The organism is Micromonospora sp. DSM 43699 (genome assembly GCF_055517075.1).
On sequence record NZ_JBTMMT010000085.1, the window covers coordinates 1 to 22,775 of the forward strand.

Annotated in this window: 23 protein-coding genes; 18 read left to right on the plus strand and 5 right to left on the minus strand. The window is 71.2% G+C overall.

Annotation, left to right across the window (positions count from 1 at the left end; all coding sequences use genetic code 11):
- Positions 1 to 2,420 (plus strand): ATP-binding protein (locus AC0AIB_RS27865; RefSeq protein WP_465097806.1); only part of this gene is annotated, 2,420 nt, incomplete at its 5' end.
- On the plus strand, positions 2,417 to 2,974 hold the full coding sequence (locus tag AC0AIB_RS27870; protein WP_328340994.1) for a response regulator: 558 nt from the start codon (positions 2,417 to 2,419) through the stop codon (positions 2,972 to 2,974). The genes AC0AIB_RS27865 and AC0AIB_RS27870, both read left to right, overlap by 4 nt.
- A gap of 10 nt (positions 2,975 to 2,984) precedes the next feature.
- Here AC0AIB_RS27870 and AC0AIB_RS27875 read toward each other — a convergent pair whose 3' ends face one another.
- Complete coding sequence (locus AC0AIB_RS27875) at positions 2,985 to 3,491, minus strand: GbsR/MarR family transcriptional regulator (RefSeq protein ID WP_328340992.1); 507 nt, start codon at positions 3,489 to 3,491, stop codon at positions 2,985 to 2,987.
- A gap of 96 nt (positions 3,492 to 3,587) precedes the next feature.
- Between AC0AIB_RS27875 and AC0AIB_RS27880 the strand changes: the two genes are divergently transcribed.
- Entirely contained in the window at positions 3,588 to 4,544 is a 957-nt protein-coding gene (locus AC0AIB_RS27880; protein WP_328340990.1) for an ABC transporter ATP-binding protein, read from the plus strand.
- Entirely contained in the window at positions 4,541 to 6,133 is a 1,593-nt protein-coding gene (locus AC0AIB_RS27885; protein WP_328340988.1) for an ABC transporter permease, read from the plus strand. Before AC0AIB_RS27880 ends, AC0AIB_RS27885 begins: the two co-directional genes overlap by 4 nt.
- 49 nt (positions 6,134 to 6,182) lie before the next feature.
- Here AC0AIB_RS27885 and AC0AIB_RS27890 read toward each other — a convergent pair whose 3' ends face one another.
- Positions 6,183 to 6,518 (minus strand): STAS domain-containing protein, encoded by a 336-nt coding sequence (locus tag AC0AIB_RS27890; protein WP_145917415.1) that lies wholly within the window; start codon positions 6,516 to 6,518, stop codon positions 6,183 to 6,185.
- A 168-nt stretch (positions 6,519 to 6,686) separates the two neighbouring features.
- Here AC0AIB_RS27890 and hemL point away from each other — a divergent pair, with 168 nt between their 5' ends.
- The 6 genes from hemL to ccsB are packed head-to-tail and all read left to right on the plus strand — an operon-like array spanning position 6,687 to position 12,835.
- Positions 6,687 to 8,024 (plus strand): glutamate-1-semialdehyde 2,1-aminomutase, encoded by a 1,338-nt coding sequence (hemL, locus tag AC0AIB_RS27895; RefSeq protein ID WP_328340983.1) that lies wholly within the window; start codon positions 6,687 to 6,689, stop codon positions 8,022 to 8,024.
- A gap of 4 nt (positions 8,025 to 8,028) precedes the next feature.
- Positions 8,029 to 8,676, plus strand: a complete 648-nt coding sequence (locus AC0AIB_RS27900) for a histidine phosphatase family protein (protein WP_091244220.1) — start codon at positions 8,029 to 8,031, stop codon at positions 8,674 to 8,676.
- Between the two features lies 1 nt (position 8,677).
- Complete coding sequence (locus AC0AIB_RS27905; RefSeq protein ID WP_465097807.1) at positions 8,678 to 9,253, plus strand: TlpA family protein disulfide reductase; 576 nt, start codon at positions 8,678 to 8,680, stop codon at positions 9,251 to 9,253.
- Positions 9,253 to 10,179, plus strand: a complete 927-nt coding sequence (locus AC0AIB_RS27910) for a cytochrome c biogenesis CcdA family protein (protein WP_328340978.1) — start codon at positions 9,253 to 9,255, stop codon at positions 10,177 to 10,179. Before AC0AIB_RS27905 ends, AC0AIB_RS27910 begins: the two co-directional genes overlap by 1 nt.
- Positions 10,179 to 11,795: a cytochrome c biogenesis protein ResB gene (gene resB, locus AC0AIB_RS27915; protein ID WP_328340976.1), complete on the plus strand. Its 1,617-nt coding sequence runs from the start codon at positions 10,179 to 10,181 to the stop codon at positions 11,793 to 11,795. The genes AC0AIB_RS27910 and resB overlap by 1 nt, the downstream gene beginning before the upstream one ends.
- The gene (gene ccsB / locus AC0AIB_RS27920; RefSeq protein WP_328340974.1) at positions 11,795 to 12,835 is read left to right on the plus strand and encodes a c-type cytochrome biogenesis protein CcsB; all 1,041 of its coding nucleotides are present in this window, start codon (positions 11,795 to 11,797) and stop codon (positions 12,833 to 12,835) included. The genes resB and ccsB overlap by 1 nt, the downstream gene beginning before the upstream one ends.
- Here ccsB and AC0AIB_RS27925 read toward each other — a convergent pair.
- Complete coding sequence (locus tag AC0AIB_RS27925; protein ID WP_328340972.1) at positions 12,801 to 13,022, minus strand: hypothetical protein; 222 nt, start codon at positions 13,020 to 13,022, stop codon at positions 12,801 to 12,803. The two genes, ccsB and AC0AIB_RS27925, sit on opposite strands and share 35 nt — an antisense overlap.
- A 482-nt stretch (positions 13,023 to 13,504) precedes the next feature.
- Between AC0AIB_RS27925 and AC0AIB_RS27930 the strand changes: the two genes are divergently transcribed.
- Together AC0AIB_RS27930 and AC0AIB_RS27935 are read left to right on the plus strand one after the other, a co-directional pair.
- The gene (locus AC0AIB_RS27930; RefSeq protein WP_465097808.1) at positions 13,505 to 15,082 is read left to right on the plus strand and encodes a ricin-type beta-trefoil lectin domain protein; all 1,578 of its coding nucleotides are present in this window, start codon (positions 13,505 to 13,507) and stop codon (positions 15,080 to 15,082) included.
- 64 nt (positions 15,083 to 15,146) lie between these two features.
- Positions 15,147 to 16,292 (plus strand): LacI family DNA-binding transcriptional regulator, encoded by a 1,146-nt coding sequence (locus tag AC0AIB_RS27935; protein ID WP_328340968.1) that lies wholly within the window; start codon positions 15,147 to 15,149, stop codon positions 16,290 to 16,292.
- A gap of 53 nt (positions 16,293 to 16,345) precedes the next feature.
- Here AC0AIB_RS27935 and AC0AIB_RS27940 read toward each other — a convergent pair whose 3' ends face one another.
- Positions 16,346 to 16,822: a MarR family winged helix-turn-helix transcriptional regulator gene (locus tag AC0AIB_RS27940; protein ID WP_328340966.1), complete on the minus strand. Its 477-nt coding sequence runs from the start codon at positions 16,820 to 16,822 to the stop codon at positions 16,346 to 16,348.
- Between the two features lie 48 nt (positions 16,823 to 16,870).
- Between AC0AIB_RS27940 and AC0AIB_RS27945 the strand changes: the two genes are divergently transcribed.
- From AC0AIB_RS27945 to AC0AIB_RS27960, 4 genes are all read left to right on the plus strand, one after another.
- Positions 16,871 to 17,446, plus strand: coding sequence for a carboxymuconolactone decarboxylase family protein (locus AC0AIB_RS27945; RefSeq protein ID WP_465097809.1), 576 nt, complete (start codon positions 16,871 to 16,873; stop codon positions 17,444 to 17,446).
- Positions 17,447 to 17,625: 179 nt separating this feature from the next.
- Positions 17,626 to 18,300: a DUF5753 domain-containing protein gene (locus AC0AIB_RS27950; RefSeq protein WP_465097810.1), complete on the plus strand. Its 675-nt coding sequence runs from the start codon at positions 17,626 to 17,628 to the stop codon at positions 18,298 to 18,300.
- Positions 18,291 to 18,479 carry a DUF397 domain-containing protein gene (locus AC0AIB_RS27955; protein ID WP_328340960.1) on the plus strand — a complete coding sequence of 63 codons (189 nt, stop codon included), beginning with the start codon at positions 18,291 to 18,293 and terminating at the stop codon, positions 18,477 to 18,479. Before AC0AIB_RS27950 ends, AC0AIB_RS27955 begins: the two co-directional genes overlap by 10 nt.
- A 346-nt stretch (positions 18,480 to 18,825) precedes the next feature.
- Positions 18,826 to 19,182, plus strand: a complete 357-nt coding sequence (locus tag AC0AIB_RS27960; protein WP_465097811.1) for a ribbon-helix-helix domain-containing protein — start codon at positions 18,826 to 18,828, stop codon at positions 19,180 to 19,182.
- A gap of 67 nt (positions 19,183 to 19,249) precedes the next feature.
- On the opposite strand, the gene AC0AIB_RS27965 is transcribed toward AC0AIB_RS27960, so the two are convergent.
- A complete protein-coding gene (locus AC0AIB_RS27965; protein WP_465097812.1) occupies positions 19,250 to 20,122 on the minus strand; it encodes an alpha/beta fold hydrolase in 873 nt (290 codons plus the stop codon).
- 278 nt (positions 20,123 to 20,400) lie between these two features.
- Here AC0AIB_RS27965 and AC0AIB_RS27970 point away from each other — a divergent pair, with 278 nt between their 5' ends.
- Positions 20,401 to 21,861: a menaquinone biosynthesis decarboxylase gene (locus AC0AIB_RS27970; RefSeq protein WP_465097813.1), complete on the plus strand. Its 1,461-nt coding sequence runs from the start codon at positions 20,401 to 20,403 to the stop codon at positions 21,859 to 21,861.
- Positions 21,861 to 22,772, plus strand: coding sequence for a menaquinone biosynthesis prenyltransferase MqnP (gene mqnP / locus AC0AIB_RS27975; protein WP_465097814.1), 912 nt, complete (start codon positions 21,861 to 21,863; stop codon positions 22,770 to 22,772). Before AC0AIB_RS27970 ends, mqnP begins: the two co-directional genes overlap by 1 nt.
- Positions 22,773 to 22,775: the final 3 nt, after the last annotated feature.

Consider the following 22,775-nt stretch of genomic DNA (forward strand, 5'->3'; position numbering starts at 1 on the left):
CCTGGCGGGACCTGACCGACAACGTGAACTCGATGGCGTCGAACCTGACCTCCCAGGTGCGCAACATCGCCTCGGTGACCACGGCGGTGGCCAAGGGCGACCTCGGCCAGAAGATCACCGTGGACGCGCAGGGCGAGATCCTGGAGCTGAAGAACACCGTCAACACGATGGTCGACCAGCTCAGTTCGTTCGCCGACGAGGTGACCCGGGTCGGGCGTGAGGTCGGCATCGAGGGCAAGCTCGGTGGTCAGGCCCAGGTGAAGGGCGTGAGTGGCACCTGGCGGGATCTCACCGAGAACGTCAACCAGCTCGCCTCCACCCTGACCACCCAGCTCCGGGCGATCTCCCAGGTCTCCACCTCGGTGACCCGGGGCGACCTGACCCAGCGGATCGCGGTCAAGGCGCAGGGCGAGGTCGCCGAGCTGAAGGACAACATCAACCAGATGATCGTCACCCTCCGGGAGACGACCAAGAAGAACGCCGAGCAGGGCTGGTTGGACTCCAACCTGGCCCGGATCGGCGGCCTGCTCCAGGGCCAGCGGGACCTGGGCGAGGTCTGCCGCATGATCATGATGGAGGTGACCCCGCTCGTCGACGCGCAGCTCGGCGCGTTCTTCCTGGCGGACACTTCCGACGGGGTGATGCGGTTGCGGCTGACCGCCTCGTACGGATATGTGGCGCGGGGGCACGACGTCACCTTCGGGCCCGGTGAGGGGCTGGTCGGTCAGGCCGCGCTCTCCCGCCGGACGATCCGGCTCAACGCGCTGCCCGACGGGCGGATCACCCTGCGGTCGGGGCTGGCCGAGACACTCCCGTCCGACCTGGTGGTGCTGCCGATCCTGTTCGAGGGCGAGCTGCTCGGGGTGATCGAGTTCGCCAGCGTGGCCCGCTTCTCGGAGCTGCACCTGGCGTTCCTGGAGCGGCTGGTGCTCACCATCGGCATCGCGGTCAACACCATCCAGGCCAACCGGCGTACGGAGGAGCTGCTGGCCCAGTCGCAGCGGCTGGCGCTGGAGTTGCAGGACCAGTCGGCGGAGTTGCAGCGCACCAACGCCGAGCTGGAGGACAAGGCGAAGCTGCTGAGCGAGCAGAAGGGCAACATCGAGACGAAGAACCGGGAGATCGAGCTGGCCCGGCTCGGCCTGGAGGAGAAGGCCCAGCAGCTCACCCGGGCGTCGGCCTACAAGTCGGAGTTCCTGGCGAACATGAGCCACGAGCTGCGTACGCCGCTGAACTCGCTGCTGCTGCTGGCCCGGTTGCTGGTGGAGAACTCGGAGCGCAACCTCACCCCGAAGCAGATCGAGTTCGCCCGGACGATCCACGGCTCCGGCTCGGACCTGCTGCGCCTGATCGACGACATCCTGGACCTGTCCAAGATCGAGGCCGGCCGGATGGACGTCGAGCCGACGGAGATCCGGTTCGCCGAGATCCGCAACTACGTGGAGCAGGCGTTCGCCCCGCAGGCCGAGGACAAGAACCTCGACTTCCAGGTACGGGTGGCCAAGGAACTGCCGCCAGCCCTGGTGACCGACGCCCAACGGTTGCAGCAGATCCTGCGCAACATGCTCTCCAACGCGGTGAAGTTCACCGACAACGGCGCGGTAACCCTGCGGATCGCCCCGGCGGCGGAGAACGCGGTCTTCGACGTGCCGGCGTTGACCAACGCTCGGCAGGTGGTCGCCTTCACCGTGATCGACACCGGCATCGGCATCTCCGACGACAAGCTGAACATCATCTTCGAGGCGTTCCAGCAGGCCGACGGCACCACCAGCCGGCGCTACGGCGGCACCGGGCTGGGCCTGTCGATCAGTCGGGACCTGGCCCGGTTGATCGGCGGCACGATCACCGTGACCTCCGCGCCGGGGCAGGGTTCGACGTTCACCCTCTTCGTACCGGATGTGCTGGCGCCGGACGCGGTGGTGGCGCCGCAGTCGCCGTCGCCGCAGCGCGCGGGCCTGCCTGCGTCGCTGCTGATGCCGCCGATGGAGTTGCTCGCCGCACCGGAGGCCCCGGCCACCCGGCAGTTGGACGGCGCCACCGTGCTGATCGTCGACGACGACGTACGCAACGTGTTCGCCTTGACCAGCGCGTTGGAACTGCACGGGATGACCGTGCTGTACTCGGACAACGGCGCGGACGGTGTCCGCGTGCTGGCCGAGCATCCGGAGGTGGACATCGTGCTGATGGACGCCATGATGCCCGACCAGGACGGTTACGAGACGACCCGGCAGATCCGCCGTAACCACCGCTTCGCGGACCTGCCGATCGTCTTCCTCACCGCGAAGGCGATGCCGGGCGACCGGGAGTCGGCGCTCGCCGCCGGGGGTAGCGACTACATCACCAAGCCGGTGGACTTGGACGGGCTGATCGAGCGGATGGCGTCCTGGGTCAGCGGCCGCCGAGACAAGGAGAATTCGTGACGCAGACTGCCAAGGCGCTGCTCGTCGACGACCGTCGGGAGAACCTGATGGCCCTGGAGGCGATCCTCCAGGGGCTCCCGGTGCAGTCGGTGGCCGTGGAGAGCGGTGAGGCGGCGCTGAAGCAACTGCTCGTGGACGACTTCGCGGTCATCCTGCTGGACGCCCAGATGCCGGACATGGACGGCTTCGAGACGGCCAGTCACATCAAGCGTCGGGAGCGGACCCGGCACGTGCCGATCATCTTCCTCACCGCCGCCGACAAGGACGCCCAGTTGGCGCTGCGTGGTTATGCGGTCGGGGCGGTGGACTACCTGACCAAGCCGTTCGACCCGTGGGTACTGCGGGCGAAGGTGTCGGTGTTCGTGGAGCTGTGGGTGAAGACCCGGCAGTTGGCGGCGCAGTCCGACGTGGTGCGCGAGCGCGACGCCCAGTGGCGGGTGCTCACCGACGCGGTGGACGAGGCGACCACCCTGCTGCGCGCCGAGGACGACCCGGAGGCCCGGCAGCGCGCCCTGGACGTCCTGGAACAGGCCCGCTGGGGCAACACCGCCTGACCGGCCACGGTCAGCCGGCGGGCCGGTCGGCGTGGCCGGTGGCGGCCCGGCGGAGCCGCCAGCGTTCGCCGAGCGAGTCGATCTCCTCCTGGACGAAGGCGAAGAAGTCGCGCATCTCGGCCACTCGCTCACCTCCCGGGGTGGCCGGACCACCCAGCGCGGCGACCCCGGTGTCGGCGATGTCGATGAAGTTCTTGTAGAGGCCGGTCTTGGTGATGGTCCCCTCGTACCAGGGGTTCTCCGGCATCCGGTAGTGGTCCCGGCGGGAGCGCGGGACCGGCTCGCGGATCAGCATGCCGAACTGGGTCAGGTAGCGCACCGCGCCGGAGACGGCCGCCGCGCTGACCCCCAGCCGCTCGCCGATCTGGGCGGCGGTCAGCGGCCCGTCGGCGCTCATCACGGCGAACAGGACCCGGGCGGCCATCCGGGGGAAGCCGACGTCCGCGAAGGCCATGGCCATCCGTTCGACGAAGAGGTGGACCTCGTCGTCCTGGCCGGGGTGGCGGTCGTCAGGCATCGGTCCGGTGCTCCTCGGGGTGTCGGTTACGCAGGCGATGGTGCCGCACCGGACACATGCTTCACAACTTTGTGAAACGAGTGTAGCTTCCGAAGTATGGAAACCCCGATAGCGGTGGCCGGCCTGGTCAAGACCTTCGGCCGCACCCGGGCCCTCGACGGGCTCGACCTCGACGTCCGGGCCGGTGAGGTGCACGGCTTCCTCGGCCCGAACGGCGCCGGCAAGTCGACCACCATCCGGGTGCTGCTCGGGCTGCTGCGGGCGGACGCGGGGGCCGTCCGGCTGCTCGGCGGCGACCCGTGGCGCGACGCCGTCGCGCTGCACCGCCGCCTGGCGTACGTGCCGGGGGACGTCACCCTCTGGCCCCAGCTCTCCGGCGGCGAGGTGATCGACCTGCTCGGCCGGATGCGCGGCGGGCTCGACCCGCGACGCCGGGACGAACTGCTGGAGTCGTTCGAGCTGGACCCGCGCAAGAAGGGGCGCGCCTATTCCAAGGGCAACCGGCAGAAGGTCGGCCTGGTCGCCGCGCTCGCCTCCGACGTCGAACTGCTCATCCTCGACGAGCCCACCTCCGGGCTGGACCCGCTGATGGAGGAGGTGTTCCAGCACTGGATCGGCCGGGCCCGGCGGGACGGTCGCACGGTGCTGTTGTCCAGCCACATCCTCGCCGAGGTGGAGGCGCTCTGCGACCGGGTGACGATCATCCGCAACGGTCGCACCGTCGAGACCGGCACCCTGACCGAGCTGCGTCACCTGCACCGCACCTCGATCGACGCCGAGCTGACCGGCCCGCTGGACGGCCTGGCCGGCCTGCCCGGCGTGCACGACCTGCGGGTCGACGGCGACCGGGTCCGCTTCGACGTCGACACCGTCGCGCTCGACGCCGCGTTGCGCCGGCTCACCGAGATCGGCGTACGCAGCCTGGTCAGCCAGCCACCGACCCTGGAGGAGCTTTTCCTCCGCCACTACGAGCCGCCCGCCGCCGACCCGCCCACCGACGTGTCGGCCCCCGCAGCGCGGGGCAGCGACCAGCCCACGGGGGTACGGCGGTGAGCGCCCTCACCGGCACCGGTCACCTGGTCCGGCTGGTCCTGCGCCGGGACCGGATCGTCCTCCCGCTCTGGGTGCTGCTGCTTGCCGTCCTGCCGATGTCGTACGCGGGCAGCTTCTTCGCGCTCTTCCCGACCGCCGCCGAGCGGACCGCGTACGCCACCGGCACCGCCCGCGCCCCGTCGATCGTGGCCCTGCTCGGCCCGGTCTACGGCGACAGCGTCGGCGCGCTCACCGCCCAGCGGGGCGGCTTCCTCCAGGTGATCGTGGGGCTGGCCGCCCTGCTCACCGTCATCCGGCACACCCGCACCGAGGAGGAGGCCGGCCGGCGGGAGCTGCTCGGCGCGACCGTCCTCGGCCGGTACGCCGGGCTCACCGCCGCGCTGCTCGTCACGTACGCGGCCAGTCTGCTGCTCGGCCTGCTCACCGCCGCCGGGCTGGCCGCCACCGGGCTGCCGGCGGCCGGCTCACTGGCGTACGGGTCGTCGGCGGCACTGGTGGGGGTGGTCTTCGCCACGGTGGGCGGGTTGGCCGCCCAGCTCACCGAGACCGCCGGTGGGGCGCGCGGGATCGCCGTCGGGGCGCTCGGGGTGGCGTTCGTGCTGCGGCTGGTCGGCGACACCGCCCGCCACGACTGGCCGAGCTGGCTCTCCCCGCTGGGCTGGGCGCCGCGGATCCGCGCCTACGAGGGGGAGCGCTGGTGGGTGCTGGCCCTGCCGGTCGCGCTGACCGTGCTGCTCGCGGCGGTGGCGTACCCGGTCTCGGTGCGGCGGGATCTCGGTGCCGGCGTGCTGCCGTCGCGGCCGGGCCCGCTCCGGGCCGGGCGGGCGTTGGCCGGGCCGTTCGGGTTGGCCTGGCGGCTGCACCGGGGGCAGCTGCTGGGCTGGGCGGTCGGCTTCGGCCTGCTCGGGTCGGTCATCGGCGGAGCGGCCGAGGCGGCCGGCCGGTCGGTCGCCGGCAACGCCGCGTTGGAGCAGGTGATGGCCCGGTTGGGTGGGGCGTCCGGGCTGGCCGAGGCGTACCTGGGGGCGTCGTTGAGCGTTGCCGGGCTGGCCGCCGCCGGGTACGGCATCCAGGCGGCGTTACGGATGCGTTCGGAGGAGGCCGCCGGGCGGGTCGAACCGCTGCTGGCCACCGGGGTGCACCGGTCGGCCTGGCTCGCCTCGCACCTGGTGTTCGCCCTGCTGGGGCCGGTGGTGGCGCTGGCGGTGACCGGCCTGGCGACCGGCCTGACCTACGGGCTCAGCGTCGACGACGTGCCCGGTCAGCTGCCCCGGATGCTCGGTGCCGGCCTGGCCCAGGCGCCGGCGGCCTGGGTACTGGCCGGGCTGGCGGTGCTGTTGCTCGGCCAGCTGCCCCGGCTCGCCCCGACGGCGTGGGCGGTGCTCGCGGTCTGCGTGCTGCTCGGTCAGCTCGGCGCGGTGCTGGAACTGAGCCAGTGGCTGCTGGACCTCTCGCCGTTCACGCACACCCCGCAGGTGCTGCGGGCCGGCTGGAGCGCCACCCCGCTGCTGACGATGACCGCGCTCGCCGGGCTGTTCGCGGCGGCCGGTCTGGCCGCCTTCCGCCGCCGGGACGTGCCCACCACCTGACCCCGTGCCGAATGCCCGCCGCCCCGGCACCCGCCCGGCGCGGACCGGGTCAGCCGGAGGGGGTCTCGTTGCGGATCATCAGGGCGGAGCGGAGGCCGGTGATGTCGAGGACGCGGAGCAGGAAGTCGCCCACGTTGCTCAGGATCAGCAGGCACTGGGAGTGGCTGGCCTTGCGACTGAGCACCACCAGCGTGCCCAGGCCCTGCGAGTCGCAGAAGGTCACCCCGGCCAGGTCGAGCACGATGCGCGGCGGAGGATCGGCGAGCACCTCGTTCACGACTGTCGACAACTGGGCGGCGGTGAGCATGTCGATCTCACCGGCCAGGCGCAACACCACTTCGTCGCCCGTCCGGTGTACCGTGATGGACAGTTCGGCACGATCCACCCGGTCAGCCTATCGCGATCTCGGCGACCCGGCCCGGCGAGGCGATCCGCCGTGTCGGTCATCGCACCGGCGAGCGGTGTTTCGGCCCCTGTCGGGCGGGTGAGCGGGGTAACCCCGTCCCGGGGTGCCTGCCGATTCCCCGTCCGGCGCTGACACAATGGCCGCATCGTGACGAATACCTTTTCCGCCGGCACCGGTCGCTACCCGGCCGACGCACCGGCCTCCGAGGCCCTGTTCGACCGCGCCCTGGCCATCGTGCCCGGCGGGGTGAACTCCCCTGTGCGCGCGTTCCGTGCCGTCGGTGGCACCCCGCGCTTCATGGTCCGGGGGGAGGGTCCCTGGCTGTACGACGCCGACGGGCGGCGCTACGTCGACCTGGTCTGCTCCTGGGGGCCGCTGATCCTGGGCCACGCCCACCCCGAGGTGGTCGAGGCGGTCCGGGAGGCCGCCACCCTCGGCACCAGCTTCGGCACCCCCACCCCGGGTGAGGTGGAGTTGGCCGCCGAGATCGTCGACCGCACCCCGGTCGAGCAGGTCCGGTTGGTCAACTCGGGGACCGAGGCGACCATGTCGGCGATCCGGCTGGCCCGGGGCTTCACCGGCCGCTCCAAGATCATCAAGTTCGCCGGCTGCTACCACGGCCACTCCGACGGGCTGCTCGCCGCCGCCGGCTCCGGCGTCGCCACCCTCGGCCTGCCCGACTCGCCCGGGGTCACCGGCGCGGCGGCCGGCGACACCATCGTGCTGCCCTACAACGACCTCGTCGCCGTCGAGGCGGCCTTCGCCGCGCAGGGGCCGCACATCGCGGCGGTCATCACCGAGGCCGCCGCCGGCAACATGGGGGTGGTCGCCCCGCGCGACGGCTTCAACTCCCGGCTCGCGGCACTCGCCCACGCGCATGGCGCGCTGCTGATCGTCGACGAGGTGATGACCGGGTTCCGGGTCTCCCGGGCCGGCTGGCACGGCCTCGACCCGTCGGAGGCCGACCTGTGGACGTACGGCAAGGTGATGGGGGGCGGGCTGCCCGCCGCGGCGTTCGGCGGGCGCGCGGAGATCATGTCCCGACTCGCCCCGGCCGGCCCGGTCTACCAGGCCGGCACCCTCTCCGGTAACCCGCTGGCCTGCGCCGCGGGCCTGGCCACCCTGCGGCTGGCCGACGACGCGCTCTACCGGAAGCTGGACGACACGGCCGCCGTCGTGGGCCGGCTGGCCGCCGACGCGCTGGCCGCCGCCGGGGTCCCGCACCGCCTGTCGTACGCGGGCAGCATGTTCTCGATCTTCTTCACCGACGCCGACGTGGTCGACTACGACAGCGCCCGCACCCAGCAGGTGCCCGCATTCAAGGCGTTCTTCCACGCGATGCTCTCCGCCGGCGTCTACCTGCCGCCGAGCGCGTTCGAGTCGTGGTTCGTGTCGGCGGCGCTCGACGACGCCGCCCTGGAGCACATCGCCGCCGCCCTGCCGGCGGCGGCGACAGCAGCGGCAGCCGCGGGCCACGGGGGGTAAACCAATGAGCAAGACGGTCGTCCATGTGCTGCGGCACGGCGAGGTGTACAACCCCGACCAGATCCTCTACGGCCGGCTGCCCGGTTTCCGGCTCTCCGAGCTGGGCGTGCAGATGGCCAAGGCCGCCGCCCAGGCGGTCGCCGAGCGGGAGGTCGTGCACGTGGTGGCCAGCCCGCTGGAACGCGCCCAGCAGACCGCCGAGCCGATCGCCGGTCAGTTCGGGCTCCCGGTCGGGGTGGACGAGCGGCTGATCGAGAGCGCCAACTGGTTCGAGGGCAAGAAGGTCTCGCCCGGTGACGGCTCGTTCCGCGACCCGCGCAACTGGTGGGTGCTGCGTGACCCGGTGACCCCGAGCTGGGGTGAGGCCTACCGGGCCATCGCCGAGCGGATGTTCGCCGGGCTGCACGCCGCCCGGGTCGCCGCCGAAGGGCGCGAGGCGGTCATCGTCTCCCACCAGCTCCCCATCTGGACGCTGCGCCGCTACGTCGAGCGCAAGCGGCTCTGGCACGACCCGCGCCGCCGGCAGTGCGGGCTGGCCAGCCTCACCTCGTTCCACTTCGACGGGGCCAAGGTGGTCGGGATCGGCTACTCCGAGCCGGCCGCCCACCTGATCGCCATGTCCGCGACAGCCCGGACGGCCAAGGGGGCCTGAGATGCGTCTTCGGAGGTCGTTCGCCGTCCTGCTCGCCGCCGTCACCGCCGGGGCGGCGCTGGTCGGCTGCTCCTCCGGTGACGAGGAGGGCCGGTGCGCCAACAACGGCGGCATCGTCGAGTGCGCCCCCGACCAACGCTCCGCCGCCCCGAAGATCGCCGGTGACCTGCTCACCGGTGGCCGGTACGACACCTCCCAGGCCCGGGGCCAGGTGGTGGTGCTCAACTTCTGGGGCTCCTGGTGTGCGCCCTGCCGGGCCGAGGCCGACGACCTGGAGGCCACCTACCAGGCCACCAAGGCCGCCGGGGTGACCTTCCTCGGCATCAACGTGCAGGACAGCCGGGACAAGGCGATCGCCTTCGAGGAGGGCCGGGTCACCTATCCGAGCCTGTTCGACCCGGCCAGTCGGCTGGCGCTGGCGCTGGACATCCCGCCGAACACCATCCCGGCCACCGTCGTGCTCGACCGGCAGGGCCGGATCGCCACCGTGATCCGGGCCGCCGTCACCACCGACGGGCTGCGGCCGATCGTCGAGCGGATAGCCGCCGAAGAGCCGGCGTCCACCGGTTCCCGCTGATGGGCGAGACGTTCCGCGAACTCGCCCAGTCCGGCCCGCTGCTGCTCGCGATCGGCGCGGCGGCGCTCGCCGGGCTGGTCAGCTTCCTGTCCCCGTGCGTGCTGCCGCTGATGCCCGGCTACCTGTCGTACGTGACCGGCCTGGCCGGCACCGACCTGGAGGGCCGCTCCCGGGCGACCCCGACCGGCGGCGGTCCCGATCCGGCCGGCACCCCGACCCCGACCGACAGCGGGCCGGGATCGACCGGTGGAGAACCGGCCCCGACCGGGGGCGAACCGGCGCGGGCCGGCGGCCCGGACGGCCCGGTGGCGGTCGCGACCCGGGCGGCGACCCGGCCGGCGGCGGCGGTCAAGGGGCGGGTGCTCGCCGGGACGCTGCTGTTCATCGCGGGCTTCACAGTCGTCTTCACCGCCACCGCTATCCTCTTCGCCGGGTTCGGCCGGATCTTCTTCGACTACGAGCGCACCTTCCAGGTGGTCATCGGCGCGCTGATCGTCCTGCTCGGGCTGAGCTACCTGGGCGTGCTCCCCGGCATGCAGCGGGAACTGCGCATCCGCCGGCTGCCCGCCGCCGGGCTGCTCGGTGCGCCGGTGCTCGGCGCGGTGTTCGCGCTGAGCTGGATGCCGTGCACCGGTCCGACGCTGGGTGCGGTGCTCGGGATGGCCGCCACCGGTGGGCAGACCGACCGGGCCGTGGTGCTGGCGGTGGCGTACTGCCTGGGGTTGGGGTTGCCGTTCGTGGTCTTCGGGTTGGGCTTCCACCGGCTGCTCGGGGTGTTCCGGGCGGTCCGGCGCAACAGCCGGTGGGTCACCCGGATCGGCGGGGTGCTGCTGATCCTGATCGGCCTGGCGCTTGTCACAGGCGGCTGGCAGAACTTCGTGATCTGGTTGCAGACGACGGTGGGCCCCGGCGAGGTGAGCATCTGATGACGACAGTCGACGACCGGCCGACCAGCCCACCCGCCGAGGCGCCCCGCCGTCGGCCGAATCCGCTGCTCGCCCTGCTGCGCAACTCGTGGCGGCAGCTCACCAGCATGCGTACCGCGTTGATCCTGTTGTTCCTGCTCGCGGTCGCCGCGATTCCCGGCTCGGTGCTGCCGCAGCGTGGGGTCAACCCGGAGAACGTCGACAGGTACTTCGTCGAGCACCCCGAGCTGGCCCCGCAGCTCGACCGGATCGGCGCGTTCGAGGTGTTCGGCTCGGTCTGGTTCTCCGCCATCTACCTGCTGCTGTTCACCTCGCTGGTGGGCTGCGTCCTGCCCCGGATGCGCGACCACCTGCGGGCGCTGCGGTCCCGGCCGCCGGCCGCGCCGAAGCGGCTGGACCGGCTGCCGCAGCACACCGTGCTGGAGGCGCCGGCCGCCGCCGACCCGGCGGCCATCGCCGCCGTGCTGCGCCGCCGCCGCTGGCGGGTGCAGGTGCGCGGCAACGAGGTCTCCGCCGAGAAGGGCTACCTCAAGGAGACCGGCAACCTGCTGTTCCACACCTCGCTGGTCGCCGTCCTGATCGGGGTCGCGCTCGGCTCGTGGTACGGCTGGCACGGCAACCGCCTGCTGGTCGCCGACGCGAGCTTCTGCAACACCCGCCAGCAGTACGCCGAGGTGAAGCTCGGCCCGCGCGTCGACAGCGCCGACCTGCCACCGTTCTGCCTGACCCTCGACGATTTCGACGCCCGGTTCCTGCCGTCCGGTCAGCCGGAGAGCTACCGCGCGACGGTGACCGTCGACCGGCCGGACGGGTCGGACCGGCGCACCGCCGACTTCTCGGTCAACTCGCCGCTGCGGCTCGGTTCGGCCAACGTCTACCTGCTGGGCCACGGCTACGCCCCGATCCTGAAGTACACCGACCGGTACGGCCGCAGCCAGACCAGCACGGAGCCGTTCCTGACCAGCGGCGACGCCAACCTCACAAGCGAGGGGGTGGCCGCCTTCCCGGACGCGAACGTCGACCCGGCGACCGGCCGGCGGGACGCGAACCAGCAGGTCGCCTTCGAGGGGCTCTACCTGCCGACCGCCCCGGACACCGCGCCGTTCGCGTCGTCGCGGTTCCCCGAGGAGCGCAACCCGGCCGTGGTGCTGGCCGCCTACCGGGGCAACCTGGGGCTGGACGCGGGCATCCCCGGCTCGGTCTACCAACTCGACCAGCGGCAGGTGACCAACGGCAAGCTCAAGCAGGTCGGCAACCGCAAGCTCGCCCCGGGCGAGACGTGGACCCTGGACGACGGCAGCAAACTGGAGTTCCTCGGCACCAAGCGGTACGTCACCCTCTCCGTCCGGCACGACCCGGGCGAGAAGCTGATGCTGGGCGCCTGCGTGGTGCTGCTGGCCGGGCTGATGGGCTCGCTGTTCGGTCGGCGGCGGCGGGTCTGGTTCCGGGTGACGCCCCCCGACAGTGGATCTCCGACGAGCGGTAGTAGTTTGGTGGCGGCCGGTGGGCTGCCGCGCACCGAGCATCCGGGGTTCGCCGAGGAGTTCGCGTCTCTCGTCGCCGCGGTACGCGACGACGGGCGGCCCGACCGGCGGGCGCGAGAGGGAGTCGAGTGATGTCCGCAGTCTCCGACCAGTTGGTGACGTTCGCGATCCTGGTGTACCTGGTCGCGATGATCAGCCACGCCGTCGAGTACGCCCTGGGCAACGTCCGCGCGGTGGCGGCCCGGGTAGCGCCGGCCCGCGAGCTGGTCGGCGCGGGCGTCGGTGCGGTGGGCGCCGCGGGTGCCGGTGGCGCGGGCGTCGACAAGGTCGACGGGCCGGTGGCGGGCGATGCGGCCGGGGCCCCACCCGTCGGGGCCACGCCGCCGTCGATCCGGCCGAGTCGTTCGGCCGGGCGGGCCAGACTGGCCGGGCGGATCGCCGCCGGGCTGACCGTGCTCGCCGCCGCGCTGCACCTGGGCGCGCTGGTCACCCGGGGGATCGCGGCCGACCGGATGCCCTGGGGCAACATGTACGAGTTCGTGCTGACGGTCACCTGGATCGGGACCGCCGCCTGGCTCGTGGTGCTCTGGAAGCGGCCGGCTCTGCGCCGGCTCGGGCTGTTCCTCACACTGGTCATGGTGCTGCTGCTGGCCTTCGCCGAGCTGAAGCTCTACGTCCAGGTGGTGCCGCTGATGCCGGCGCTCCAGTCGTACTGGTTCATCATCCACGTGTCGACGATCGTCTTCTCCTCCGGCATCTTCCTGCTGGGCGTGGTGCCGGCGGTGTCGTTCCTGCTGCGCAACGGCTACGAGCAGGGGCGGCGCAGCTTCCCGTACACGCTGGCCCGACGGCTGCCCGGGGCGGCCGACCTGGAGCGGCTGACCTTCGCCCTGCACGCCTTCGCGTTCCCGATCTTCACGTTCGCGGTGATCGCGGGCGCGATCTGGGCCGAGGCGGCCTGGGGCCGGGCCTGGGGCTGGGACCCGAAGGAGACCTGGGCGTTCATCTCCTGGGTGGTCTACGCCGGTTACCTGCACGCCCGCGCCACGCCCAGCGTGAAGCGCAACGTGGCGACCTGGATCGCGGTGCTCGGTTTCCTGACCGTGCTGATGAACCTGTTCGGGGTGAACTTCTTCTTCACCGGCCTGCACTCGTACGCCGGGGTGAACTGAGCCGGCCGGTGAGCACCCGGTCGACGCCGAGGGTCACCTGGTAGGCGACCTCGGGCACGTCGGCCAGTTCGAGGCGCTCGGCCCGCAGGGCGAGCTGGGCGTGCAGCTCCCGGGCCACCGCGTCGCGGATCTCCCGCAGCAGCGGGGAGAGGCCGTCGGGATCGCCCACCGTGTACGCGTCGTCCATGCGTCCCATCCTCTACCGGAGGACCAGGTGTGTCGATGCCCCTTGGCCGGCAGAACGTCTCCCCTCCCGAAGCCGGTCAGCGGTACCGACCGCCAGCGGTAGGTGGTGGTCGTGGTGCCTTCCCATTGGCCGACACCTTGACGCCCCATAAGGCTGGTGACATCATCGCCGAACGATGTTTGCGTAAACAATTTAGTGCTTAAATCGGGCATCAGCTTCGACTGCGGCGTCCGGATGGGGCTGCGACCCTTGTCGATGTTTACGTAAACATCGACAAGGGTGACGTGGTCGACGTTGACGGCCGGCGGGGGAGACGCCTTGACCCCTGGCCGACCCGTCCGCGAGGAGAGAGGACAACGACCAGCCGCTGGACACCAACTCGCCCGGCTGACAGTTCCCTGAACTCCGCCGTACCGCCACCAGGTCACTCCCGACGCGGCGGACCCGGACGAGACCTCGTTCCCCCGCTATTGGAGCCGCACATGTTCCCGAAGCAGACAGGCGCCAGATCCGGCGCCGCCCCGCTTTCCCGTCCCTTCCCCCTCCTTGTCCTGCTCCTGCTGCTCGCCCTGGTCGCAGCGGTCGGCACGGTCCTCCTCCCCACAGTGAGCGAGGCCATCACCCGCTCCTCGCAGACCATGTACACCCCGCCGTCCGGCACCCCCGCCCCCGGCACGCTCTACCCCAGGGGAATCCGGCTGGAGCACAGCGGGTCGTCCAACGGCACCATGCTCGCCACCTTCGAGCAGTACACCACCGGCAAGCCCGTCTTCCCGATCTACCGCAGCACCGACACCGGCAACTCCTGGACCAAGATCTCAGAAGTCGCCGACACGCAGAACGGCTGGGGCATGCGCTGGCAGCCACAGCTGTTCGAACTGCCCACCGCGATCGGCAGCTTCCCCGCCGGGACCATCCTGGCCGCCGGCGACTCCGTCCCCAGTAACCGCTCCGGGTTCAAGATCGACATGTACGCCAGCACGAACCAAGGGCAGAGCTGGACCTTCGTCAAGACCATCGCCAACGGCGCGGGCAGACCGGTCTGGGAACCCTTCTTCCTGGTCAACGGCAACAAACTCATCGTCTACTACTCCGACGAGCGAGACAGCAGCCACAGCCAGAAGCTGGTGCACCAGGTCAGCACGGACGGCGTCAACTGGGGCCCCGTCGTCGACGACGTGGCGACCTCCACCCAGAGCGACCGACCCGGCATGTCGACAGTTGCGAAGCTGCCGAACGGCAACTACGTGATGACGTACGAGTACGGGGGCTCGCCGGCGGGAAACCTCGCGGTCTATTACAAGATCTCCTCCAACCCCGAGGCGTTCGGCTCAGTCACCGGCCAGGTCCTGAGGTCGACCGACGGCCACACCGCCTTCTGGAACCCGTACATCACCTGGCTTCCCACCGGCGGCTCCAACGGCACCCTCGTCGTCAGTGCGCAAAGCACAACCGACGTGTTCGTCAACACCCAGGGCGGTGCCGCGAACGCCTGGACCCGTGTCGATTCCAAGGTCGCCGGCGGGTACAGCCGCGGCATGGTTCCGCTGGCCGACGGCCACAGCCTGGTGGTGCTCAGCGGCGGCTACAACGGCAGCACCGTCAACTCCGTCACGTACAGCACCATCGACCTGGGCGGCGTCGTGCCGACGACACCGGTCCCGACCACGGGGACGACGACGGCGAGGCTGATCGGCGCTCAGTCGGGTCGTTGCCTCGACGTGCCGAACAGCAACTCCGCAAACGGGACCAGGCCGGCGCTGTGGGACTGCCACACCGGGGCCAACCAGCAGTGGACGTACAACGCCTCCACCCGCCAGTTGCAGTCGCTCGGCAAGTGCCTGGGCGTCTCCGGTCAGAGCACGACGCCGGGTGCCACGGCGGTCCTCGGGGACTGCGGCAGCGGTGCCAACCAGCAGTGGACCCTCACCAACAACACAGTGGTGGGAGTCCAGTCCGGGCTGTGCCTGGACGTCGCCAACAACGCGACCGCGAACGGTTCAGCGGTGAACATGTGGACCTGCAACGGAGGCGCCAACCAGCGGTGGACCCGCGGCTGACACCAACCTGACGTCGGAGGGATCCGGAACGAGGCGTTCCGGATCCCTCCGACGTCTCTCTCGGATGGCGTCAAGAACCGATAGCTGCTTTATCGTGTCGTTCAACAGCCCGCCGGGCTGCGAAAGGAGCACCGTAGCGATGATCCCAGCATCGCCGGACGGTGTGCCGCGGGCCCTCGCAGGATCGTCAGGCATCACCCGACGCCACCGGCGCGTGTCGATGGCGGACGTGGCCCGAGCGGCCGGGGTCTCCGCGCAGACGGTATCCCGCGTCTCCACCGGCCATCCCGGGGTTGTCGCGTCCACCCGCCAACAGGTTCTCGCGGCGATGCAGCAGTTGGGCTACCGGCCCAACAGCGCGGCCCGGGCGCTGAAGAACGGCGAGTTCCGCACCATCGGCGTCATCATCTTCACGCTGTCCACCACGGGAAACAGCCGGCTGCTCGAGGCGATCGCCACCCACGCCAGCCGGGCAGGTTACGTGATCACGCTCATGCCCGTGGCGACACCCACCCAGCACGGCGTGCTGGGCGCGTTCACCCGACTGGGCGAGTTGGCGGTGGACGCCGTCATCGTGGTGATGGAGGTGCATCTGCTCGACGCCGCGATGTTCGTCCTCCCGCCAGGGGTGCATGTCGTGGTCGTCGACTCCGATGCCGGCGACCGTTACAGCGTGGTGGACACCGATCAGGCCGACGGTGCGCGGCAGGCCGTCCAACACCTGCTCGACCTCGGCCACCACACCGTCTGGCACGTCGCCGGGCCGCCGGAGTCCTTCGCCGCCGGGCGTCGGGCGACGGCGTGGCGCTGCGTGCTTGAAGGGGCGGGTCGGCCCGTACCGTCGATGTATCGCGGCGACTGGTCGGCCGAATCCGGCTACCGCGCCGGCCTCCTGCTGGCAGACGAGGCGTCGTGCACCGCGGTCTTCGCCGGCAACGACCAGATGGCCCTCGGCGTGCTGCGGGCGTTGCACGAGAAGCAACGGATCGTTCCCCGCGACATCAGCGTGATCGGCTTCGACGACATCCCGGACAGCGCCTCGTTCATCCCACCACTGACCACGATCCATCAGGACTTCGCCGAAGTAGGCCGCAGATGCGTCGAGACCGCGCTGCGACAGATCCGCAACCAGCCCGTCGAGCCCGGTACCAGCCTGGTGCCGAACCGGCTGGTGACACGGGCCAGCACGGCACCACCGCGAACCGCCTGACCCAAACCGGGCCGCTCCCGCGCCCGGATCGTCGCTGGTTGGCTCTGGAGTGGTCAGGTGCCGAACCAACCGGGGACGTCGAGGCGGAAGGAATCCGGCGGGGTGACCGCGCGCAGGTCGTCCTCCAGGGCGGCCACCCGCTCCGCGCCGATCCGCGTCACCCAGCGCTCCCGCAGCGCGTCGAAGAGCACCGCCGACCGACGTAGCCCGTCGACACCCTTCTCCGTCATCCGGACCAGTTTGCGGCGGGCGTCGGCCGGGTCGTCGGCGCGTTCCAGGTAGCCGAGGGCGACCAGCCGGTCGACGGTCTTTCCGGCGGCCTGCTTCGAGACGCCCAGGCGGTGCCCCAGCTCGGACGCGGTGGTGCCGTCGACCCCGACGGCCTGGAGCACGAAGCCGTGCGCCGGCCGCAGCTCGGGGTGGCCCTGCCGGGCCAACTCGGCGTGCAGTTCGTCGATGAGGCTGCGGAACCCGGCGAGCAGCAGCAGGGGCAGCACGAAGCCGGGGCGCTCGGGGTCAGCCGTCGACACGTTCGACAATCTGGTTTACTGTTTCGACAACCACGTTGACTAGCTTACGTGAGGGGTACCGCCATGTCCCGACCCGGCTTCACCACCCACACCCTCGACACCGCGCCCGACGCCGCCCGGCCGACCATGGCCGGCGTGCACCGCAAACTCGGCCACCTGCCCGGCGCGGTCGGCCTGATGGCCGAATCCCCGGAACTGCTCAAGGGGTTCCTGACGGCCTCCGCCACCTTCGAGGCCACCGACCTCGCACCTGTCGAGCGGGAGGTGGTCGTGCTGACGGTGGCCACCCGCAACCGGTGCCACCTCTGCCTGGCGATGCACACCGCGACGCTGCACCGGCTGGGTGCCGCCGCTGAACTGATCGCCGCGCTGCGCGACGGCAGCGAGCTGCCCGAACCCCGGCTGGCGGCGCTGCGCCGGTTCACCCTCGCCGTCCTCGACCACGCCGGTGACGTGCCGGACGACGAGCTGACCGCCTTCCTCGACGCCGGCTACCGCCCCCGGCACGCCCTGGACGTGGTGCTCGGGGTCGGGACGTACACCATCTCGACCCTGGCCAACCGGCTCACCCGCGCCCCGCTCGACCCGCCCCTGGCCGGTTACGCCTGGGAGCCGGCGGCCTGATCGGAAACGCCGCCCTGGGCAGGTTCGGCGGGGAAGGGGCGCCTGCTGCCGGGTGCGCATGACTGAGTGTGGTTCTGCGCCACGGCTGACCGGAAGCCCAGGTCATCGGCGGGCCGCCCGCAAGATGACCCAGGAGGAGCTGGCCAGGACGGTCAAACTACTCGCCGTCCACAGTGGCGATGGTCGAGACCGGCGCGCGGAAGCCGCCGCCCGACTTCTGGGAGCGGGTCGACGTGGCGCTCGACACCGGCGGCGCGTTCGCCCGGATGCTGGCCCGCCTCGGGTCGCCGCAGTGGATGCGGGAATGGGAGGCCAACGAGCGGCAGGCCACCGTGCTCCGGTCGTTCGAACCCATTGTGGTGCCGGGGTTGCTCCAGACGGCCGCCTATGCCCGCGCGCTGTTCCGCAGCGTCGGCCTCTTCGACGAGCCGGAGGTGGAGCAGCGGGCCGAGGCGCGGTTGGCCCGGCAGGCGGTGCTGACCGGGGAACGACCGCCGCAGCTCGTCGCGGTGCTCGACGAACATGTGTTACGCCGCCCGGTCGGCGGGCCGGTGGTGATGCGCGAGCAACTGTTGCGGCTGGTGAAGGTCGCCACCGAGCACACCCGGGTCCGGCTGCACATCGTGCCCGCCTCGGTCGGCGCGTATCCCGGTGTCGCCGGGGCCTTCGTGCTGGCTCCGCTGCCCACCGGAGAGGATGTCGTCTATCTGGACGATCAGCTCAAGGGTCAGGTGATCGACCACACCGGGGACGTGCTGGCGGTCCGGTCGGCCTGGGAGTCGATCCAGGGGGAGGCGCTGCCGCTCCAGCAGTCGATCGATCTGTTGACGGAGGTGGCGAAGTCATGGAGCTGACCGGCGCGCGGTGGCGCACCAGCACCCGGAGCAGCACCAACGGCGGCAACTGCGTCGAGGTGGCCGACAACCTTCCCGGGCTGGTCGCCGTCCGCGACAGCAAGGACCGCGCCGGCGGCGTGCTGAGCTTCACCCCGGCAGCCTGGCGGTCCTTCGTCGCGCTCGCCCGTACCCGCTGACCCCCGGCGGCAGTCTGCTCCGTCGAATCCCGGCGTATTACGACGTGTTACGCTTGCGGAGTGCGTGAACGCGAGTACGTCTGGACCGACGAGGGTCTGGACAACGCCAGCCGCAACGGCGTCGGTGTGGACGAGACGACTCAGGCGTTGTACGCCCCGTCGGGCCTACGCCACGAGCGCACTCTCGGGGATCTGCTGCTCATCATCATGGGCATGGCCGACAGTGGTCGAGTGGTCGAGTGGTCGCCGCACTGTGTGACCGCATCGGTGCCACGAACACATACAAGATCATCGGGGCTCGTGCCCTACGTGGCGCAGACCTCGACGAGTGGAGGAGGCGAGTCCTATGACCGAGCCGGACTTCGACCGGATGACCAAAGACGAGGTCGTGGCATGGTTCCAGCACACCGACAGCCTGGTGCCGGTCATCAGGTCCATGACGGCAACGCCGGCCTCCGGGGTTGCGCCTGAGACACCGATGGTGCTGGTCAGCACCCGGCTACCAGTGGAGCTCGTGAAGCAACTTGACCGCCTCGCCGAGCAGACCGCAAGCCGCCGCTCCGATGTGATCCGCGACGCCCTGAGCGGATACGTCACCGTCCGCACCGCGCCGGTGAGTCACGACGAAGCCGAACACGCCCTCGACGTGCTGCGCCGCGTCGTCACCGCTCGCCACCGCGAAGGCCGGGCCGACGCGGCATGACCGCCGGCGAGGCGTCACCGCTGCGCGCCCGAGATGCCGGTCGACCTCGCCGGCACCGGCTCCGGTGTCAGTCGCGTAAGAAGGGGAGCAGCAGGGCGGTCAGCGCGGCGGGGCGCTCCTCGAACAGCCAGTGGCCGCAGTCGGCGACCACCTGGCCGTCGACCGTGCGGGCGTAGCGGCGTACCTGGTCGGCGACCTGTCCGCCGAGGCTGGCCGCCGCGCCGACGGCCAGCACCGGCATCGGCAACGGGTTCTTCCGGTACGCCGTGTTGTCCGCGACGTCCTGCGCGAAGGCCCGGAAATAGTCGAAGCTGGCCCGCAGGTGCGCCGGGTCGGTCAGGTGCCGGGCGTACTCCTCGATGTCGTCCGGGCCGATGCTGCCCTTGTGCACCATGATCGAGTCGGTGAAGCGGTCCACCCAGCGTGCCTCCCGGCCGGCGACCAGCTCCTCCGGCAGGCCGTTGGTGACGTTGAAGAAGCCGAAGTTCCACACCGCCGGCCCGGCCGTGCTCAGGGCGGGGAACGCGTAGATGCTCTCGTCCGGAATCGGCGCCTCGGTCAGCACGAGCCGGGACACCGTGTCGGGGTGGGCGGCGGCGTAGGCGTACGCGACCATGGTGCCCACGTCGTGACCGACCAGCCGGATGTCGTCGGCCAGGCCGAGGCCGGTCAGCAGCCCGTGCAGGTCGGCGGCGACGGTCTTCTTGTCGTATCCCTCGGGCGGGGCGTCGCTGTCGCCGAAGCCGCGCAGGTCGGGGGCGACCACCTGGTACGAGGCGGCCAGCTCCGGCAGCAGCCCCCGCCACATCCGCCAGCACTGCGGATAGCCGTGCAGCAGCACCAGCGTCGGCCCCCGGCCGCCCCGGACGTAGTTGATCGCCACCTCGCCGACCTGGGCCCGCTGCTCGGTGAACCCCACCGGAACCCGTCCGTCGTCCATCCCTGCCCCCGTTCCGACGTCGACGGCCCGGCCACCTGCCCCACCGTCACCCGTCCAACGAGCAGCCGTCGGTCGGAGAGACGCACCTGCCCGTGTGGAGACGCTCGCCGAGATCTTGGCAGGAAATGGCCCCATATGGGGCCATTTCCTGCCAAGATCTCTGACCAAGGCCGCCATCCACCCGGGCGGGGAGGCGCACTCATCGGGGTGGGGAGACGCACACCGCGCGGGGCGACCCGGCGTGGGCGGTGCCGCCCGGGGTGCGGGAGACTGGCCGTATGGCGGCACGTGGCTTCCCGTACACCGATCTCAAGGACTTCCTCGCGGCGCTGGAGCGCGCGGGCGAGCTGCGGCGGGTGACCGTCCCGGTGGACCCCACGCTGGAGATCAGCGAGGTGGTCACCCGGACGGTCCGGGCCGGCGGGCCGGCGCTGCTCTTCGAGCGGCCCACCCGGGGCGAGATGCCGGTGGCGATCAACCTGTTCGGCACCGAGAAGCGGATGGCGATGGCGCTCGGCGTCGGGTCGCTGGACGAGATCGGCGACCGGATCGGCGCGTTGATCAAGCCGGAGCTGCCGGTCGGCTGGTCCGGCATCCGCGAGGGCCTGGGCAAGGTCATGCAGCTCAAGTCGGTGCCGCCGCGCAAGGTGAAGACCGCCCCCTGCCAGGAGGTGGTCTACTCCGGCGACGACGTCGACCTGGGACGGCTGCCCGGCCTCCAGGTCTGGCCCGACGACGGCGGCATCTTCCACAACTACGGGCTGACCCACACCAAGCACCCGGAGACGGGCAAGCGCAACCTCGGTCTCTACCGGCTCCAGCAGCACTCCCGCAACACCCTCGGCATGCACTGGCAGATCCACAAGGACTCCACCGCCCACCACGCGGTCGCCGAACGGCTCGGCCAGCGGCTGCCGGTCGCCATCGCCATCGGCTGCGACCCGGTGGTCAGCTACGCCGCCTCCGCGCCGCTCCCCGGTGACATCGACGAATACCTGTTCGCCGGGTTCCTGCGCGGCGAGCGGGTCGAGATGGTCGACTGCCTGACCGTGCCGTTGCAGGTGCCGGCGCACGCGCAGATCGTGCTGGAGGGCTACCTGGAGCCCGGCGAGCGGCTGCCCGAGGGACCGTTCGGCGACCACACCGGCTTCTACACCCCGGTCGAGCCGTTCCCGGTGCTGCACATCGAGACGATGACCATGCAGCGCAACCCGGTCTACCACTCGATCGTCACCTCCAAGCCGCCACAGGAGGACCACGGCCTCGGCAAGGCCACCGAGCGGATCTTCCAACCGCTGCTCAAGCTGATGATCCCGGACATCGTCGACTACGACCTGCCGGCCGCCGGGGTGTTCCACAACTGCGCCATCGTGTCGATCCGCAAGCGCTACCCGAAGCACGCGCAGAAGGTGATGAACGCGATCTGGGGCGCGCACCTGATGTCGCTGACCAAGCTGATCGTGATCGTCGACTCCGACTGCGACGTGCACGACTACCACGAGGTCGCCTTCCGGGCCTTCGGCAACGTCGACTACGCCCGCGACCTGCTGCTCACCGAGGGGCCGGTGGACCACCTCGACCACTCGTCCTACCAGCAGTTCTGGGGCGGCAAGGTGGGCGTCGACGCGACCCGCAAGCTGCCCACCGAGGGCTACACCCGGGGCTGGCCGGAGGAGATGACCATGTCACCGGAGGTCACCTCCCTGGTCGACAAGCGCTGGAAGGAGTACGGCATCTGATGGCCACCGCCGTCACGCCGGCCGCCCGTCCCGGCCGGGTCAAGTCCTTCCTCCGGCTCGTCGCGATCGAGCATTCCGTCTTCGCGCTGCCGTTCGCCTACCTGTCGGCGCTGACCGCGATGCAGGTCGACGGCGGTCGGGTGCGTTGGCTCGACCTGCTGCTGATCACCGTGGCGATGGTGGGGGCACGGACGTTCGCCATGGCCGCCAACCGGATCCTCGACCGACGGATCGACGCGCGGAACCCGCGTACCGCCGGGCGGGAACTGGTCACCGGGGCGGTGAGCGTGCGGACGGCCTGGACGGGCGCGGCCGTCGCGCTGGTGGTGTTCCTCGCCGCCGCCGCCCTGCTCAACCCTCTCTGCCTGGTGCTCGCCCCGCTCGCCGTGATCCCACTTGTCGTCTACCCCTACGGCAAGCGGTTCACCGACTGGCCGCACGCCATCCTGGCGATCGCCCAGGCGGTCGGCCCGGTCGGCGCCTGGCTCGCCGTCACCGGCACCTTCGCCGGCTCCTGGCCGGCCTGGCTGCTCGGTGCGGCCGTCGGCCTGTGGATCGGCGGCTTCGACCTGATCTACGCCTGCCAGGACGACGAGGTCGACCGGCGGATCGGGGTACGCAGCGTCCCCGCCCGCTACGGGCGGCGCTTCGCCCTGCACGCCTCCACCGTGGCGCACGTGGTGACGTTCGCCCTGTTCATCTGGTTCGGCACGCTTGTCGGTTACGGCTGGCCCTGGTGGATCGGGCTGGCGCTCACCGCTGTCGCCTTCGGCTACCAGCACCTGGTGGTCACTCCGACCGACCTCAGCAAGGTCAACCGGGCCTTCTTCACCGCCAACGGCTTCGTCGGCATCGCCCTCTTCGCCTTCGCCCTGCTGGACCTCCTCCTCCGCCTGAACCTCCACCCCTAACCC

Bases quoted from the DNA above. Each gene is read 5' to 3' on its own strand.
- ccsB (WP_328340974.1), top strand. From the start codon at position 11,795: ATGTCCGCAGTCTCCGACCAGTTGGTGACGTTCGCGATCCTGGTGTAC.
- AC0AIB_RS27955 (WP_328340960.1), top strand. From the start codon at position 18,291: ATGGAGCTGACCGGCGCGCGGTGGCGCACCAGCACCCGGAGCAGCACC.
- AC0AIB_RS27950 (WP_465097810.1), top strand. From the start codon at position 17,626: ATGGTCGAGACCGGCGCGCGGAAGCCGCCGCCCGACTTCTGGGAGCGG.
- AC0AIB_RS27905 (WP_465097807.1), top strand. From the start codon at position 8,678: ATGCGTCTTCGGAGGTCGTTCGCCGTCCTGCTCGCCGCCGTCACCGCC.
- AC0AIB_RS27970 (WP_465097813.1), top strand. From the start codon at position 20,401: ATGGCGGCACGTGGCTTCCCGTACACCGATCTCAAGGACTTCCTCGCG.
- mqnP (WP_465097814.1), top strand. From the start codon at position 21,861: ATGGCCACCGCCGTCACGCCGGCCGCCCGTCCCGGCCGGGTCAAGTCC.
- AC0AIB_RS27960 (WP_465097811.1), top strand. From the start codon at position 18,826: ATGACCGAGCCGGACTTCGACCGGATGACCAAAGACGAGGTCGTGGCA.
- AC0AIB_RS27880 (WP_328340990.1), top strand. From the start codon at position 3,588: ATGGAAACCCCGATAGCGGTGGCCGGCCTGGTCAAGACCTTCGGCCGC.
- AC0AIB_RS27925 (WP_328340972.1), bottom strand. From the start codon at position 13,022: ATGGACGACGCGTACACGGTGGGCGATCCCGACGGCCTCTCCCCGCTG.
- AC0AIB_RS27935 (WP_328340968.1), top strand. From the start codon at position 15,147: ATGGCGTCAAGAACCGATAGCTGCTTTATCGTGTCGTTCAACAGCCCG.
- resB (WP_328340976.1), top strand. From the start codon at position 10,179: ATGACGACAGTCGACGACCGGCCGACCAGCCCACCCGCCGAGGCGCCC.
- AC0AIB_RS27875 (WP_328340992.1), bottom strand. From the start codon at position 3,491: ATGCCTGACGACCGCCACCCCGGCCAGGACGACGAGGTCCACCTCTTC.
- AC0AIB_RS27910 (WP_328340978.1), top strand. From the start codon at position 9,253: ATGGGCGAGACGTTCCGCGAACTCGCCCAGTCCGGCCCGCTGCTGCTC.
- AC0AIB_RS27965 (WP_465097812.1), bottom strand. From the start codon at position 20,122: ATGGACGACGGACGGGTTCCGGTGGGGTTCACCGAGCAGCGGGCCCAG.
- AC0AIB_RS27930 (WP_465097808.1), top strand. From the start codon at position 13,505: ATGTTCCCGAAGCAGACAGGCGCCAGATCCGGCGCCGCCCCGCTTTCC.
- AC0AIB_RS27900 (WP_091244220.1), top strand. From the start codon at position 8,029: ATGAGCAAGACGGTCGTCCATGTGCTGCGGCACGGCGAGGTGTACAAC.